The 14,906-nt window shown below is 74.7% G+C and carries 11 protein-coding genes and 1 pseudogene; 5 read left to right on the top strand and 7 right to left on the bottom strand.

Annotated features, from left to right (window positions below; genetic code table 11):
- Positions 1-18: 18 nt before the first annotated feature.
- Together AB5J73_RS36580 and AB5J73_RS36575 are read right to left on the bottom strand one after the other, a co-directional pair.
- The gene (locus AB5J73_RS36580) at positions 19-1,878 is read right to left on the bottom strand and encodes a hypothetical protein (RefSeq protein WP_370963386.1); all 1,860 of its coding nucleotides are present in this window, start codon (positions 1,876-1,878) and stop codon (positions 19-21) included.
- An 87-nt stretch (positions 1,879-1,965) separates the two neighbouring features.
- Positions 1,966-3,822 carry a glycoside hydrolase family 15 protein gene (locus AB5J73_RS36575; protein WP_370963385.1) on the bottom strand — a complete coding sequence of 619 codons (1,857 nt, stop codon included), beginning with the start codon at positions 3,820-3,822 and terminating at the stop codon, positions 1,966-1,968.
- Positions 3,823-3,959: 137 nt separating this feature from the next.
- Between AB5J73_RS36575 and AB5J73_RS36570 the strand changes: the two genes are divergently transcribed.
- Complete coding sequence (locus tag AB5J73_RS36570) at positions 3,960-5,279, top strand: MFS transporter (RefSeq protein WP_370963384.1); 1,320 nt, start codon at positions 3,960-3,962, stop codon at positions 5,277-5,279.
- A 90-nt stretch (positions 5,280-5,369) separates the two neighbouring features.
- Here AB5J73_RS36570 and AB5J73_RS36565 read toward each other — a convergent pair.
- The 3 genes and pseudogenes from AB5J73_RS36565 to AB5J73_RS36555 all read right to left on the bottom strand — a co-directional run.
- Positions 5,370-5,552 (bottom strand): annotated as a pseudogene (locus tag AB5J73_RS36565) (ion channel); the annotation flags it as partial.
- Positions 5,553-5,761: 209 nt separating this feature from the next.
- On the bottom strand, positions 5,762-6,118 hold the full coding sequence (locus AB5J73_RS36560; RefSeq protein WP_370963383.1) for an SHOCT domain-containing protein: 357 nt from the start codon (positions 6,116-6,118) through the stop codon (positions 5,762-5,764).
- Between the two features lie 60 nt (positions 6,119-6,178).
- Positions 6,179-8,839 carry a LuxR C-terminal-related transcriptional regulator gene (locus tag AB5J73_RS36555; RefSeq protein WP_370963382.1) on the bottom strand — a complete coding sequence of 887 codons (2,661 nt, stop codon included), beginning with the start codon at positions 8,837-8,839 and terminating at the stop codon, positions 6,179-6,181.
- A gap of 141 nt (positions 8,840-8,980) precedes the next feature.
- Between AB5J73_RS36555 and AB5J73_RS36550 the strand changes: the two genes are divergently transcribed.
- Both AB5J73_RS36550 and AB5J73_RS36545 read left to right on the top strand, forming a co-directional pair.
- Complete coding sequence (locus AB5J73_RS36550) at positions 8,981-9,256, top strand: hypothetical protein (RefSeq protein WP_370963381.1); 276 nt, start codon at positions 8,981-8,983, stop codon at positions 9,254-9,256.
- Positions 9,253-9,555, top strand: a complete 303-nt coding sequence (locus AB5J73_RS36545; RefSeq protein ID WP_370963380.1) for a hypothetical protein — start codon at positions 9,253-9,255, stop codon at positions 9,553-9,555. Before AB5J73_RS36550 ends, AB5J73_RS36545 begins: the two co-directional genes overlap by 4 nt.
- Here AB5J73_RS36545 and AB5J73_RS36540 read toward each other — a convergent pair.
- Together AB5J73_RS36540 and AB5J73_RS36535 are read right to left on the bottom strand one after the other, a co-directional pair.
- Entirely contained in the window at positions 9,539-10,954 is a 1,416-nt protein-coding gene (locus AB5J73_RS36540; protein ID WP_370963379.1) for a DUF2252 domain-containing protein, read from the bottom strand. The genes AB5J73_RS36545 and AB5J73_RS36540 overlap by 17 nt on opposite strands.
- A 181-nt stretch (positions 10,955-11,135) precedes the next feature.
- Positions 11,136-11,630, bottom strand: coding sequence for a DUF1269 domain-containing protein (locus AB5J73_RS36535; RefSeq protein WP_370963378.1), 495 nt, complete (start codon positions 11,628-11,630; stop codon positions 11,136-11,138).
- Positions 11,631-11,823: 193 nt separating this feature from the next.
- Between AB5J73_RS36535 and AB5J73_RS36530 the strand changes: the two genes are divergently transcribed.
- A complete protein-coding gene (locus AB5J73_RS36530; protein ID WP_370963377.1) occupies positions 11,824-12,285 on the top strand; it encodes a hypothetical protein in 462 nt (153 codons plus the stop codon).
- Between the two features lie 61 nt (positions 12,286-12,346).
- A complete protein-coding gene (locus tag AB5J73_RS36525) occupies positions 12,347-14,905 on the top strand; it encodes a LuxR C-terminal-related transcriptional regulator (protein WP_370963376.1) in 2,559 nt (852 codons plus the stop codon).
- The last annotated feature ends 1 nt before the right edge of the window (position 14,906 follow it).

The raw sequence follows: 14,906 nt of genomic DNA, 5'->3' as shown, positions 1-14,906 counted from the left end.
TTCCTCCTCGGATTCGGATCAGGACGTCGCCCGCGGCCCGGCACTGCCCACCGGCCGCACGGCCAGCCGCCGGTAGAAGGTGGCCCGCTGCCACCAGAACGCGCAGATCGCGGCGGCGTGCAGCAGCGCGCACCCGACCAGGAGCGACCACAGCCAGTCGGCGGCCCCGAACACGAAGAGCCGGACCCGGTGCCCGGACACCACGTGCGAGGTCGTGAGGAGCAGGAGCACGCTCGAGGTCAGGGAGAGCAGGAAGGTGGCGGCCGAGGAGAGCCGGGCGGTCAGCGTTCCTTCGAACAGGTGAGCCGATCTCGTTTCGAAGCCCAGCCACGCCGCCGCCAGCCCGGGGAACGCCAGCAGGAACGCGGCGATCTCCGTGTCGACGGCGTCCACGCCGGGCGCCCCGGTCACGGTCCACGCGACGGCCGCGAGGATGGCCAGGCAGGCGAGCGCGGCGATCCCCGCGTGGCCGAGTGAGCCGGGCGGGACCTCGAAGAACTTGACCTTCACCCGGAGCTGGTCGGGGTCGCCCTGCTTGCCGAGGACCTTCAGGCATCGGGTGTGGAGGTGGAAGTAGTGCTGCCCCCGCCGTCCCCGGACCCGCCAGCGCGGCCGGGCGCCCGCCGTGCCCTCGGCGTCCACGTGGTCGGTGATCGCGGAGATGTCGAAGTCGCCGACGTAGAGGTTGGACGAGGCGTTGATCGTCAGGTGGTAGCTCTGGCAGTAGGCCGCGTTCCGCGCGCTCACGGACAGGAACACCGGCCGGGTCCCCAGCAGGAAGTGCAGCCGGCTGCGCAGGCCGCGCCGCCCGGTCAGCTTCCCGAGTTCCAGGTCGGGGATCAGCGTGTAGTCGTACTTGACCACGTACCGCTCGCCCTGGCCGGGGACGGCCACCACGACCGCGTAGTTGAGCGACAGCTTCGAAACCAGTTCGACCGCGAGCCGGAGGAACCGGGGGTCGCCGCCGTCGGGGAGCTCGAGTCCCCCGATCCGTTCCAGCACCCGCCGCCGGTGGTCGAGGTGGTCGTCCTGGCGGATCCGGAACTCCCGGTCCGTCTCGTCCGGCCCCTGCTCGGGCAGCCCGAACCGGACGATTTCCTCGAGGGCGTCCCGCTCGGCCCGCCGGCAATCCGCAGTCAGTTCGGCTCCCGCGAACGCCGCCCGGAGCAGCGCGCGGAGCGTCTTGGCGACCAGCAGGCGGTATTCGAGCTGGAGCAGCCGGGGGATCGGTTTCCCCGCGGCGTCGGTGACGCTGAAGTGGTCGTACAGCTGTCCCTTCTTGGGCAAGGTGATCGCGACCAGCGCCCCCTCGCCGCGCGGTGTGAGGTGCCCGTTCCCGGTGCCCGGCGTGCTCCACGGGTGGAACCGCCGGTCGAACGAGAACTCCATCGACACGGACTTGTGCAACGTCCGGTGGTCCGGTGTGTACTCGTCGGTGACCCGCCGCCGCACGGCCGCCGGGGTCAGCAGCGACCAGGCGAACTGCTGGAGGTGTTCCGCGGAGACGCTGTCCTGGCCGTGGTCGTGCCCGAGGTGCCTGGCCAGCTGCTCGACGGCGCCCTCGTCGACCGCGCCGGTGAAGTTCCGCCTGCCCTTGGCTTCGGCGCTGGCGAGCTTCGCCGCGAACAAGTCCAGCAGGACGCGCGCGTAGCACAGCACCGCCAGCCCCAGCACGGAGAAGTAGACCGGGCCGGGCAACCAGTCGCGCCAGATCTGCAGGGAAATCACCAGGGGTGCGCAGAAAAGGAAAAGGTAGCCCCACACGCCCAGCAGGTGCGAGCGCGGGGATTCCCCACGCTCCGGCGCCGGTGGGGCCGCCGGTTCCGGCTCGGCGGGTTCTTCTTCGGGAAGCTCCCGGATCGGTGCGGTCGCTGTCATCTTCACCCTCCCACGAATCGCGTGGGTCTGGTGACGCCGGCCGCCGGTCGCTTGTTACGGGCTTTTGTCTCGGCGCGATTTCGGTTCTCACCCCAGTGCGGCATCGAGGGTCACCGCGGCGTCGATCAGCGCCAGGTGCGTGAACGCCTGCGGGAAATTGCCCAGCTGCTCACCGAACGCCGAAATCTCCTCCGCGTACAGGCCGACGTGGTTCGCGTACGTCAGCATCTTCTCGAACGCCGCCCGTGCCTGCTCCAGCCGGCCCGCGCGGGCCAGTGCGTCGACGTAGGCGAAGCTGCACAACGAAAACGTGCCCTCCGAGCCCGCCAGACCGTCCGGGGCCGCCGCCGGGTCGTAGCGGTGGACCAGGCTGTCGGTCACCAGGTCCGCGCCGATCGCGTCCAGTGTGGACAGCCACAGCGGGTCGCGGGGCGGGAGGAAACCCGTCCGGGGCATCCGCAGCAGGGCCGCGTCCAGTTCGTCGCCGGTGTAGTGCTGGACGAACGCGTGCCGCGTGCGGTGCCAGCCGCGGTTGAGGACCTGGTCGTAGATGCTGTCTCGCTGCCAGGTCCAGTCCTCCACCGGGGCCGGGCGGCCGTGGGTGCTCGCCAGGCGGATGCCGCGGTCGAACGCCACCCAGCTCATCAGGCGGCCGTAGGTGAAGCACTTGCGGTCGCCGCGGGTCTCCCAGATGCCCTCCTCGGGCTGGTCCCAGTGCTCGCCCAGCCAGTCCAGCGCCGCCCGGAGGGCCGTCCAGCCGCGGTGGGGGATGCCGAAGCCCGCGCGGTCGGCGGTGAACACGCTGTCCAGCGCCTCGCCGTAGATGTCCAGCTGCAGCTGGCCTGCCGCGTCGTTGCCGATCCGGACCGGGCGCGAGCCGCGGTAGCCCGACCAGTGCGCCAGGCTTTCCTCCTGCAGGTCCACCGAACCGTCCACGCGGTACAGCACCGACAGCGGGCCCGCCGCGCCCCAGTGCTGCCCGGCGGACCCGCCACCCGGATCGCCTGACAGCGGCAGGCCTTCCCGGATCCGGTCGCCCAGCCACCCGCCGAAGCACGCGGCCTCCTCGGTGAACCCGAGCGCCAGCAGCGCCGACACCGAGAACGACGCGTCGCGCACCCACGTGTAGCGGTAGTCCCAGTTCCGCTCGCCGCCGATCTCCTCCGGCAGGCCCAGCGTCGGCGCCGCGACCAGCCCGCCGCTCGGCGCGTACGTCAGCAGCTTCAGCGTGATCGCCGAGCGGCCCACCATCTCCCGCCAGCGCCCGCGGTAGGTGGAGCGGGCCAGCCACGCGCGCCACCAGGACACCGTGGAATCGAACAGTTCGGTGAACTCCGCCAGGCGGATCTCCCGCGGCGGCTCGGTGGCGTCGGTCTCCAGCACGAGCCCGCGGACCTGCCCCGCCGCCAGCTCCAGCCGCGCCCGGACGTCGCCGTCCTCGACGCGCGCGTCGGCCAGGTGCTCGTCGCCGGGTTCGCGGACCGCGTGCAGCACCAGCGACATCTCCCGCGCGACGAACACCGCGCCGCTGCCGGCGAGCATCGCCTGGTGCGGACGGCGGCCGTAGTCGAAGCGCGGCGCGACCAGCACCTCGAACGCGATCCGGCCGCGGACGCAGCGCACCAGCCGGGCGATCCGGTGGTTCGCGGCCGGGCGGGTGCCGCGCGGGGGCATGAAGTCGACCACCTCGCCGATCCCGTCCGGGCCGCTGAACCGCGTGATCAGCACCGCGGTGTCCGGGTAGTACGCCTGGCTCGTCGTGTGCGGCCCGGCCGGGCGGATGCGGAACCGGCCGCCGCGCTCGTCGTCCAGCAGCGCGCCGAACACCGACGGCGAGTCGAAGCGGGGGCAGCAGAACCAGTCGACCGACCCGTCGGTGGTCACCAGCGCGGCGGTCTGCAGGTCACCGATCAGCCCGTGGTCGGCGATCGCGGTTTCGGTCACGGTTCCTCCTCGGCCACGCGGATGCGGTCGTCCAGCACCGTCGCCGGTGCGGGGGCCGGCTGCCTCATCCCTGCCGGGTGAGGTGCCCCGCCGGTCCCGGCGGCAGCGTGTGCGCCACCCGATCGGAAGGCCCGCCGATGACCGTGTTCCCCCTGGCCCTCGCCCAGTTCGTCGCGAGCTACGCCGCGACGACGATGACCGTCGCCGTCAGCGCGATCGCCGCCGACCTCGGCACGACCGTGCTCGGCGTCCAGACGGCGATCACGCTGTTCACCCTGACCATGGCGTCGCTGATGGTGCCGGGCAGCAAGCTCACCGACGTGCTCGGCCGCAAGCGCTGCTTCGCCATCGGCCTGGTCGTCTACGGCGCGGGCGCGCTGCTGGCGTCGGCCGCGCCCGGGCCCGGCCTGCTGATCTTCGGGTACTCGCTGCTGGAGGGGATCGGTTCGGCCCTGCTGATCCCGCCGATCTACATCCTGGTCACCGTCACCAGCCCCGACACCGGCACGCGCGCCCGCCGGTTCGGCGTCGTCAGCGGCGCGGGCGCGCTCGGCGCCGCCGCGGGACCGCTGATCGGCGGCCTGATCACGACGTGGGCCGGCTGGCGCGCCTCGTTCCTCCTGCAGGTCCTCCTCGTCGCGGTGATCCTCGTGGCGACGCCGCGGATCACCGAGCCGGCCGGCGAGCGCGAGCGGAAACCGTTCGACGTCGCGGGCGCGCTCCTCTCCGCGGCCGGCCTGTTCTTCGTCGTCTCGGGGATCCTGCGGGCCGGCTCCGGCGGCTGGGTGCTCATCGTCGCCGGAGCCGGCGTCCTGGTCGCTTTCTTCAAGCACGTCCGCGCCCGCGAACGCGCGGGCCGGGAGCCGCTCGTGCCGTCCGCGCTCTTCCGCGACCGCGTCACGAACCTCGGGCTGCTCACCCAGCACGTCCAGTGGCTCGTCCTGCAGGGCGCCTTCTTCGTGATCGCCGTGTACCTGCAACAGGTCCGCGGGTACGACGCCATCGAAACCGGGCTGATGCTGACCCCCGCGACCGCCGGCATCCTCGGCGCGTCGGCGGCCGCGGGGCGGCTGGCCCGGCGGCACTCACCACGCCGGCTGATCCGCGGCGGGTTCGCCCTCACCATCGCCGGGCTGGCGCTGCTGCTCCTGCTGGTGCGGGCCGACTCGGGCGTGGCGAGCGCCGTGCCCGGGCTGTTCCTGCTCGGCGCCGGGGTCGGGATCATGCTGACGGCGTCGGTGAACCTGGTGCAGTCCCGCAGCCCGGACTCGGCCCAGGGCGACGTTTCGGGGGTCTCGCGCAGTGTGTCCAACCTGGGCTCTTCGGTGGGGACGGCGCTGGCGGGCGCCGTGCTCGCCGGCGCCACCTTCGCCCTCGCCCTCACCACCCTCGCCGGAGCCGCCGCGGCCGGGCTGATCGCCGCCCTGCTGCTGCCACGGCAGGAGCGGCCGCGCTGACCCGGCCGGAGCGGACGAACTCCGGTGCCGCACCGCGGCCGCGATCACCCGCAGCGCGACGCCGAGCACCACCAGGTCCCCGGTCATCTGGACGGTCACCAGCACCCGCGCCGCCGCCGACACCGGGGCGATGTCCCCGAACCCCACGGTGGCGAACACCGTGACGGTGAAGTACAGCGCGTCGGTGCGGGTCAGCGCCACGTCGAACGAACCGGGCCGGTCGTGGCCGAGCGCGTAGTAGACGTCGGCGAACAACAGCAGGAACAGCGGCACGATCAGCGCAAGGGCCTGCAGGCCCTGCCGGCCGGGGAACGGCGAGCGCAGGATCAGCCGCACTTCGCCGACGACCAGCAGGGCCACCACGGCGAGGCCGAGCGCGAACGCGACCGCGGTCCAGGCGTGCAGCCCCTGGTCCACCGGGAGCAGGTAGTACACGCACAGCAGCGCCGTGACGGTCAGCAGCGGCCGCACGGGCCACCGGCTCACGGCGCGAGGGCCTTCCGCTTGAGGACGCGGTACTCGGCGTCGTCGATGATCCCCGCGTCCAGCAGCCGCCGGGCTTCGGCGATCTGCGTCGCGCCGGTGTCGAGCCGGGGCGGCACGGCGAGTTCGCGGGCCTCCCGGCGCGCGGCCATGCCGCGGCCGCTGGTGATCAGGTAGAGCAGGATCCCGAGGAACGGCAGCACGATCACCAGCACCGTCCACCCGGTTTTCGCCCAGCCGGACACGTCGCTCCGGCGGTACAGGTCGCCCAGGACGACGAACAGCAGCCAGAACCACGCGATCCAGCAGAAGAACACCAGCATCGTCCACATCAGCTCGAGGAACGGGTAGTCCATGGGGTCTCCTCACACCGGGATCGGGTCGCCTCACCCGACCCGATCCCGGGCGGCCCCGCCTCACCTGAAATCGGTGACCTCGGCGTCGAGCAGACCGCGCCGCAGGGCGATCTCCACCGCGTCGCGCCGGCTGCGGACGGCGAGCTTCGCGTAGATCCCGCGCACGTGCGTCTTGACGGTGTTCGGCGAAACCGTCAGGTCCTGCGCGATCTCGTCGATCGACCGCTGGGTCGGCAGCAGCCGCAGCACGCTGCGTTCGCGGTCGGTCAGCGGCGCCGGCATCGGCGGGGTGCGCAGCCGGCGGCGCAACGCGACGACCTGACCGGCGAACCGCTCGCCGGTACCCAGGCTGCCCAGCCGCGAAGTGAGGAAACCGGCCACTTCGGCCGGCGCGAAGACGAACGGGAACCGGACGTCGGCGGGCTCGGCCGCGCGCAACGCGTGGTCGAGCAGCCGCACCGCCCGCTCCGGCGCCCCGGCCGCCAGCGCGGCCTGCACCCCGACCAGCGACGCCTCGATCGCCGCCCACGGCAGCAGCATCGGCGCCTCGTCCGCCGCCAGCGCGCGCAGCACGGAACTGGCCGCGCCCTGCCGGCCCAGCCGCAGCTGCGTGCGCGCCCGCATCAGCCGCAGTTCCCCCGCCTGGGCCAGCACCGGCTGTGCCCAGTGGACGGTTTCCCTGGCCTGACCGGCCGCGCCGAGCCGGAGCGCGGCCCGGTGCTCCAGCACCGCGCACAGGGCGGCGTGCTCGGGCGGGCAGCCGCGCCCGGTCCCCAGGTGCGTGCGGGCCCGGCGCATCCGGCGCAGTCCCGCGTGCCAGGCCCCGAGCTCGAACTCCGCGGCCCCGCGCAGCGTTTCGGCGAACAGGCGGAGGTTGCGGGCCGCCCGTGCGGGCGCGTCGCCGAGCAGCCGCCCGATCCGCTTGGCCTGCTCGACGCACTCGCCCGCTTCGCCGCGCAGCAGGCTGCCGTAGGCGAGCAGCGCGCACACCTGAGCGCCTTCGAGCGAGCGGTGCGCATCGCGGCCGTCGTGGCGGGCCACGACCCGGCGGGCCAGGGTTTCCATCACCCGGTAGTCGCCGTCGCGGCAGGCGAGCCCGCCGAGAGTGGTGAGGCACTGGGTGACCATGAAGTCCTGGTCGTGCGCTTCCGCGGTGCCGAGGACCCGCACCAGGGTCTCGCGGGCCGGGCCGCGGTCGTGGCGGGCGATGAGGACGCCGGCGTGGTGCAGGGCGGCGAGGCCACCGAGCTCGGTGCCCGCGGCCAGGTCCGCGTCGACCTGCGCGGCCGCGCGCAGCGCCTGGACCGGGTGGTGGTCGAGCTGCGAGAGCCGGGCGTGGGCCAGCTGCCGCAGCACGGTCAGCTCCGCGGCCGGCTGCTCCGGCCACGCCGCCTCCGCGCGGGCCAGCCGCAGCCCGGCCGCCGACGTCTCGCCTTCCTCCAGGCACAACGCGGTGGAGACCAGGGCCGTCAGCGGATCGGCGGGGGCGCGGTGGTCGTCGAGCACCGCAAGCGCCAGCCGCAGCACGGAGTGCTCGCCGGCCAGGAACAGCGTCACCGCGTGCCGCCGCACGAGTTCCCCGACGCGGGCGGCCTGGCCCGAGCGGACGCTGTGCAGCAGCGCGGCCGCGGGCCGGTCGTGCTCGGCGAACCAGCGCGCGGCGGCGGCGTGCCGGGCCCGGGTCAGGTCGGGCGCCCGCCGCTGCAGCTCGGCCCGCAGGTAGGTCCGCAGCAGCGGCGGCAGCCGGTGCCGCGGCGGCGTCCCGGTGGTCCGGACCACCTGGACGGCCGGTTCGCCGAGCTCGCGCAGCACCGCTTCGGCCTCCGGCAGGCCGCTGAGCGCGGCGGCCAGCCCGGCCGGGACGTCGTCGCAGATGCTGATGGCCCGCAGCAGGTCCTGCTGGCCGCGGCTCAGCGGGGCGAGCACCTCGTCGGTCAGGTAGTCCAGCACCGCCCGTTCGCGGCCGGCGAAGAAGTCGCGCAGGCTCCCGTGCCGGGCCGCCGACGCGGCCGCCAGGCGCAGCCCGGCCGGCCAGCCGCCGGCGCGGGCGACGAGCAGCCCGGCCTGCTCGTTCGGGATCGGCGCCCCGGTCGCGTCGAGGAACGCCCGCGCCTCTTCGTCGGAGAACCGCAATTGCGACGTGCCCACCTCGACGAGCCCGTCGGCCAGCCGGGCCCGCACCAGCGGCAACGCCGGCTCCCGCCGGCTCGACACCACCAGGCGCAGGCCCCGCGGCTGGTGCCGGACCAGCGCCTGCAGCCCGAGCCAGGTACCGGGCGCGGTGATCTCCTGGACGCCGTCCAGCACGAGCAGAACCGGCTCGGGCAACGCGTCGAAGGCGTCGGCGACCTGAGCGAGGAACGCCAGGTCCGTGCCGGGTGAGTCCGGCACCGCCAGCCGCCGCAGCGGGTTGCCGTCCGGGATCCGGACGCAGCCGCCGAGGGATTCGAGCACCGCGGACCAGAAGACCCGTTCGTCGTTGTCGTCGGCGTCGGCCGACACCCACGCGACCGCGTCCCGGCGGCGACCGGCCCAGTCGGCGAGCAGCACGGTCTTGCCGAACCCGGCCGGGGCCCCGACGAACACCAGCGCCGCGTCACCCGGCTCGTCGAGAACGGCGCGCAACCGGGGCCGGGAAATGAGGTCGCCCGGCGGCGCCGGGATGGTGACCCTGGTTTTCGGCACCCGTCTTCGCGGCGGGCGCTCGTGGTGATCCGGCATCTACGGCCTCCTGGTCGGCGGGCTCATCCGCTGCGGGCGAGGAAACCGCCCGGCGAGCACAGAATCGTATGGCGCGTGAAAGATCGAGCGGATTCCGGGAAACCCCGGACAAACGGTGATCGGGCGGCACGGGCATTCACCGTGACGCGGTTCTCGTGGATCGGCCCCGGCGAACTCGTGCTGCTGGCCGTGCTGCGCACCGGCCGGTTCGGCATCGAGGCCGCGCTGCTGTCGGTCGTGTTCCTCGTCGCGGCGTGCGCGTCCGCGACGTCGGTGCGCCTCGGCCTGCGCGCCGCGATCGACCTGGTCGCGAGGCTCGTGCTCCTGCCGCCGCACACCTGGACCGCGGCCGTGGTGGTGCTCGACGCGGTCGTGATCGCCGGGGCGTGGTTCGTGGCGGGGCGGCGGAGCCGGTGAGCCCGGCACCGGGTGGTCCGCAGGCCGGAGCGAATTACGTCTTCCGGGGTAACGGGCGCATTCCCGAGCGGGCGGGCGAAGTCGTCGGCGATTGCCGGGGAATGCTCGTCGTCCCGGTTCCGCCGGACACCATCGTGTTCGGCACGGTGGCCGACCAGTGCAGCATTCCGGGGATCGTGCGGAAGCTCGAAGCGCTCGGCATGCGAGTGGACTCCGTGCACCGCGTCCGGGAACTGCCCGACGGCATTCCCGGAATGCGCCGGCCGCATTCGCGAAGGCACCTCACCCGGCCGAGGTGATCCCGGCCGCCGCGACGTGCCCGCCGCGGATCGCCTCGCGCAGCGCGGTGTGGTCGCGTTCGTTCTGGTCGGCGCAGGCCACCGCGAACTCCCGGACGGCTTCGGCGAACGCCGGGCCGGACCCGAGGTAGGCGGCGATCGCGAGCGGATCACCGGTGCGGGCGTGCGCCCTGGCCAGCGTCCACCCGCACAGCCGGGACCGGGCCCGCAGCACGTTCGGCGTCATCGCCGCGCCCTCCGCGGCGCCCCGGACCTCGCGCGGCCGCCGGACGTAGAACTCCCGCGAGCACCCGTCGAACCCGCTGCTGCGGGCCCAGCCGAGGAACCCGTCGCCGACCGCCTGCAGTAGCCGCTGCCCGGTGACCACCCGCCGGCCCGGCTCGCCGCGGACCGCGCCCCCGGTGTACCCCTGCAGCACCGACGGTCCCGCCTCCTTCACCTGCAGGATCAGCGGGGCTTCGGTGCCCGGCCCGACGAGCAGCAGCAGCCAGCACCGCGTCCCCACGCTGCCGACACCCACGACCTTGCGGGCCGCGTCGGCCAGCCGGTAGCGGTCCAGCCGGGCCCGCGGCGCGGGACCGAGGCTGCGCCGGTAGCGCGCCAGTACGACACCGAGCCGCTCCTCCAGCGTCACCGGGTCGCCGTCGCCCGCGAGCCGGCCGGCCGGGACGACCGCGGGCGGGCTCGCCGCGAACCGCAGCCGCCCGGCCCGGACCTCGGTGAACCGGCGCCGACCCGCCGTTCCCGCGCGGTGCAGGGCGATCGTGCGCAGCGCACCGGCGTCGGCGAGGGCCGCGCGGATCTGCTGCGGCGTCCGGCGCGCGAAGTCGTGCATCGCCTGGCGGTAGGACTCGACCGCGCCCAGCACCGCGCGACGGCGCTGGGCGGGCGCGTGGCCGTCCTCCCGCGCGGCCACCTCGACGCTCGCGGCCAGCCGCTTGACGTCCCATTCCCACGGCGCGGGCAGGGTCTCGTCGAAGTCGACCAGGTCGAAGGTCAGCCGGTGGTCGTCGGTCGCGAACAGCCCGAAGTTGCCCAGGTGCGCGTCACCGCAGGCCTGGACGACGAGGCCGGTGCGCGGCGTCGTGGCGAGGTCGGCGGCCGCGGGCAGGGCGGCGCCGTGGAAGTAGGCGAGCGGGGAAGCGGCCATCCGCCCGTAGCGGACCGGCAGCAGTTCCGGCACCCGGCCGGCGTCCTGCCCGGCCAGCAGCGCGAAGGGATCGGTCCGCCGGGCGGGGCCGGGGAAGTCGGCGTGCGCCGGAAGCGGGACGGCGGTGCGGGCGGCGCGGCCCCGGGCGATGCGGAGGTCGCTGGTTTCTCCGTCGATGTGCGGCATGAGCGGATCGTCGGCCGACACGGCCGCGGGGACGTCGCCCGTCGCGGGTGAAGCGCGGGTCATCCACCACGGGTGACGACTCGCCGCCGCCCGGCCCGGCAAGGTGAGCCGCGGAGGTACGGCAGCCGGGTGCGAAAGGGGATCTCCCGGCGGCGCGGTCCCGTGGCGCTCGGGGGCGGCACGGGCGCACCGCCACCTCCCGCCAGGACCGCGGCGGCGCTCGGGGGCGTCGCCGCGGTCCTCGCTACCGCGGGGCTTCCCCGAAGGCGTCACGCAGCCGCTCCTCCTGCTCGGCGGAGAGGTTCGTGGTCAGCAGCGAGGCACCGGTCTCCTTGAACGGCTCGACGACCCGGTCCAGCACGGTGTCCTCGGCCAGCACGAACAGCGCCGACGTCCCCGGCGTCACCCGCGTCCGGACGCTGTCGATGAACCGCTCGTCGATCCCGACGTGGGCCAGCGACCCGGTCAGCGCCCCGATCGCCGCGCCGACGGCCATGCCCAGCAGCGGCACCAGGAACACCAGGCCGAACAGCAGCCCCCAGAACCCGCCGCCGAGCGCGCCGGCGCCGGTCAGCGAGCCGAGGTCGTCGGTCTTCGGCTTCTTGCGGCCTTCCGGCCAGCTCACGCAGGCGGCGTCGCTGATGGAAATGAGCTGCTGCCGCTGCAGTTGCTTCAGCAGGCCGAGCGCGTCCCCGGCGCCGTCGGCGGTGGGAAAGGTCCACACGGTCAGCGAAGTCATGGCGGGAGTCCTCCTCGGATCCGGGATCGGTGAGGTCCGGCACTGTGCCCCCGGCCGCCGGGCCCGGCATCGCCCGCGCGGCGTGAGCCGCTCCGCGCGGAGGCTGATCTCACCTGGCGCGGGCGAGGCCGCGCAGGCCGCGGACCCACCATGATCGCCCGGGTCCGCAAGCCCACCCAGGGAAAGAGGGACCATGAGCGAACACACTCAGCACCGTTCGGGCGCGACCGGACCCGGGACCCCGCCACCGTCCGAACGGGCCGTCGCCCGCTCCCGGCGGGTCGGCTGGATCTGGTTCGCCGGGGCGATCACGGTCCTCGCCGGACTGTTCACCGTGGTCGAAGGGCTGGTCGCGCTCTTCCACCGGGGCTACTACGTGGTCGGCCCGTCGGGGCTGCTCGTCTTCACCCTCACCGGCTGGGGCTGGCTCCACCTGGTCGTCGGGATCCTCGTCGTGGTGACCGGTCTCGCGCTGTTCACCGGCTCGATGTGGGCCCGCGTGGTCACCGTCGCGCTCGCCGGCTTCAACGCGCTGGCGCAGCTGGCTTTCCTGTCCGCCTACCCGGTGTGGGGGGTGGTCGTGCTCGCCCTCGACGTCCTGGTGATCTGGGCCGTCGTCGTGCACGGCGACGAGTCGACGTACGAAATCTGGTGACCACGTCGAGGGCGTGACCGTGATCAGTACAGTCGTGGCTTCCGACCGCCGAGGGGTTGCTTTGCCTGCACTTCCGACGTCGCGGTCCTGGCGGATCCCCGGTGCCAAGGTGACGGTGCCGCGGGTGCCGGGGATCTTCGTTCCCCGCCCCCGGCTCGCGGCCCTGTTCGACCGCGCCACCGCCCGGCCGGTGACCGTGGTCCGGGCCCCCGCGGGCTCCGGCAAGACCACGGCGCTGGCCGGCTGGGCCGACGGCCGGGACGTGGCCTGGGTGTCCCTCGACCGCGACGACAACGAAGAAGGCCGCCTGTGGGCGGCGATCCTGGGCGCGCTGCGCCGGTGTCCCGCGGTGCCGGCCGACAGCCCGCTGCACCGGCTCGACCCGCCGCCGCCCGGCGGCCGCACCGAGTTCCTGGCCGACCTCGGCGAAGTGTTCGCCGGGCCGCGCGGCCCGGTGACGCTCGTGCTGGACGACTTCCAGGAGCTCGCCGGCCCGGAGCCGCGGGAGGCGCTCACGGCCCTGACCCGCCACCGGCCACCCGGGCTGCGCCTGGTGCTGGCCACCCGCGTCGAACCGCGGCTGCGGCTCGCCCGCCTGCACGTCGAGGGGGCACTGTCCCGGGTGGGCGCGGTCGAACTGCGGTTCAGCGTCCAGGAAACAGCGAGCCTGCTGCGCGTCACCGGCGCGCGGGTGAGCGACGAGCGGGTCCGGGACCTCGCCGAGCGCACCGCGGGCTGGGCCGCCGCACTCGGCTGGGCCGCGGTGTCGGTCCGCGACGCCGAAGACGCCGACGGGCTCGTCGCGGCCGTCGGCGCCGACGAACGCGCGGTGGCGCGGTTCCTGGCCGACGAAGTGCTTTCCCGGCTCCCGGCGGCCACTTCGGACCTGCTGCTGAGCATCAGCGTCTGCGACGCGGTGAGCGCGACGCTCGCGACCCGGCTGTCGGGCCGCGCGGACGCCGGCGTCACGCTCGACGAGCTGGAGCGCGAAACCGGGCTGGTCGGCCGGACCTCGGCCGACGCGTTCCGGCTGCCGCCGCTGCTGCGCGGCTTCCTGCGGGCCGAGCTCGCCCGCCGCGGCCCGGCGCGGGTCCGCCGGCTGCACAGCACCGCCGCCCGCTGGTACACCGCCGAGGGGCGGTTCGGCGACGCCCTGTCCCACGCCGTGGCGGGCCACGACCGGCACCGCGTGCTGGCACTGGCCCGCGCCTACGCCGTCCGGCAGGTGCTGGCCGGTGCGGGAGAGCCGGTCCGGGTCGCCCTCACCTACCTCGGCCCCGAGACGGTCGCCGCGAGCTCCCGGCTGCGGCTGGCTTCGGCACTGGAACACCTTCAGCGCGGCGACCTCGCCGCGGCGACGGCGGAGCTCGCCGGCACCGGCGGCGACGACGGCCTGCGCCTGCTGGCCGTCCGCCACCTCGCGCTGGTGACCGGAAGGCGCCCGCCGCCGGCCGCGATCCCGCCCGCCACGCGGTCCCCGGAAGGCGACGCCTGGGAGAAACTCGACCTGGCCTGGCGCTCCCTGCACCGCGGCGCCCGGCGGCACGCCGTCACCCGTGCGGAAGAGGCGTTGCGGCTGGCCGACGGGGAACGGCTCGACCACCTCGTGCTCCACAGCCGGCTGGCCCTCGCCGTGGCCACCGCCCTCCACGGCGAGCACGCGGCGATGCGGCGCGCCTGCACCGGAGCGCTGGCCGTCGCCCGGCGGCACGGCTGGCGCCGCACCCCGGGCGTCGCCGAATGCCACCTGATGCTGGCCTACGACGACCTGATGCGCTGCGAACCCGTTGCCGCCGCCCGGGAACTGGCCCAGGCCGCCGCCGCGGCCGTCCCCGGCGGCGCGCCCACGCTCGATCCGCTGCGCTGCTTCTTCGAAGGCGTGGTCCGGTTCGACGGCGGCGACCGCGTCGCGGGGTCCCAGGCCATGCGCGCCGCCCGGCACCGGCTGGCCGGCCTCGAGCTGCCCCGCGAAATCGCCGGGGTCTGCGCGGTCGCCGAACACCAGGCGGCGCTCGCCCTCGGCGAAGCCCTGCACGCGACGGAAGTGCTCGCCTGGGCCCAAGACCGGCTACCCGGGACCGCCGAACCGGCGCTGCTGCAGGCCCGCGCGCACTTCGCGGCCGGCGAGACCGAGCAGGCCGAGGCGGTCCTGACCGAAGCCGTGGCGGCCCCCGCGCTGCTGCCGTCGACCCCGGTGGACGCCTGGCTCGTGGAAACCGCGCTCGCGCTGCGGTCCCACCGGCGCACCAAGGCACTGCACGCGCTGGACCGCGCGCTCACCCTCGCCCGCCCGCACGGGCTCGTGCGCCCGTTCGCGCTCGCCGGACCGCAGGTCGGGGACCTGCTGATCGACCACTCCGGCGGGTTCGGCTCCCTGGACCGCTTCGCGCAGTCGGTCCGCGGGCGGCTCGTCCCGCACGCCGCGTCCAGCGAGCTGACCGATCGCGAACAGGTCGTGCTCCAGCGGCTGCCGTCGCAGCGCTCCCTGGACGAGATCGCCTCGGACCTCACCGTCTCGGTCAACACGGTGAAGACCCACGTACGGGCCATCTACGGCAAGCTCGGCGTGAACAACCGGCGCTCCGCCGTCGTGGTCGCCCGCCAGCACGGCCTGACCTGAG

It is taken from the genome of Amycolatopsis sp. cg9 (assembly GCF_041346945.1).
Classification (GTDB): domain Bacteria; phylum Actinomycetota; class Actinomycetes; order Mycobacteriales; family Pseudonocardiaceae; genus Amycolatopsis.
Note: the sequence above shows the minus strand (reverse complement) of the source record. Positions and strands in the feature narration are given on the sequence as shown.

Coding starts and splice junctions, on each gene's coding strand:
- AB5J73_RS36580 (WP_370963386.1), bottom strand. CDS start 1,878: ATGACAGCGACCGCACCGATCCGGGAGCTTCCCGAAGAAGAACCCGCC.
- AB5J73_RS36570 (WP_370963384.1), top strand. CDS start 3,960: ATGACCGTGTTCCCCCTGGCCCTCGCCCAGTTCGTCGCGAGCTACGCC.
- AB5J73_RS36560 (WP_370963383.1), bottom strand. CDS start 6,118: ATGGACTACCCGTTCCTCGAGCTGATGTGGACGATGCTGGTGTTCTTC.
- AB5J73_RS36555 (WP_370963382.1), bottom strand. CDS start 8,839: ATGCCGGATCACCACGAGCGCCCGCCGCGAAGACGGGTGCCGAAAACC.
- AB5J73_RS36540 (WP_370963379.1), bottom strand. CDS start 10,954: ATGACCCGCGCTTCACCCGCGACGGGCGACGTCCCCGCGGCCGTGTCG.
- AB5J73_RS36535 (WP_370963378.1), bottom strand. CDS start 11,630: ATGACTTCGCTGACCGTGTGGACCTTTCCCACCGCCGACGGCGCCGGG.
- AB5J73_RS36530 (WP_370963377.1), top strand. CDS start 11,824: ATGAGCGAACACACTCAGCACCGTTCGGGCGCGACCGGACCCGGGACC.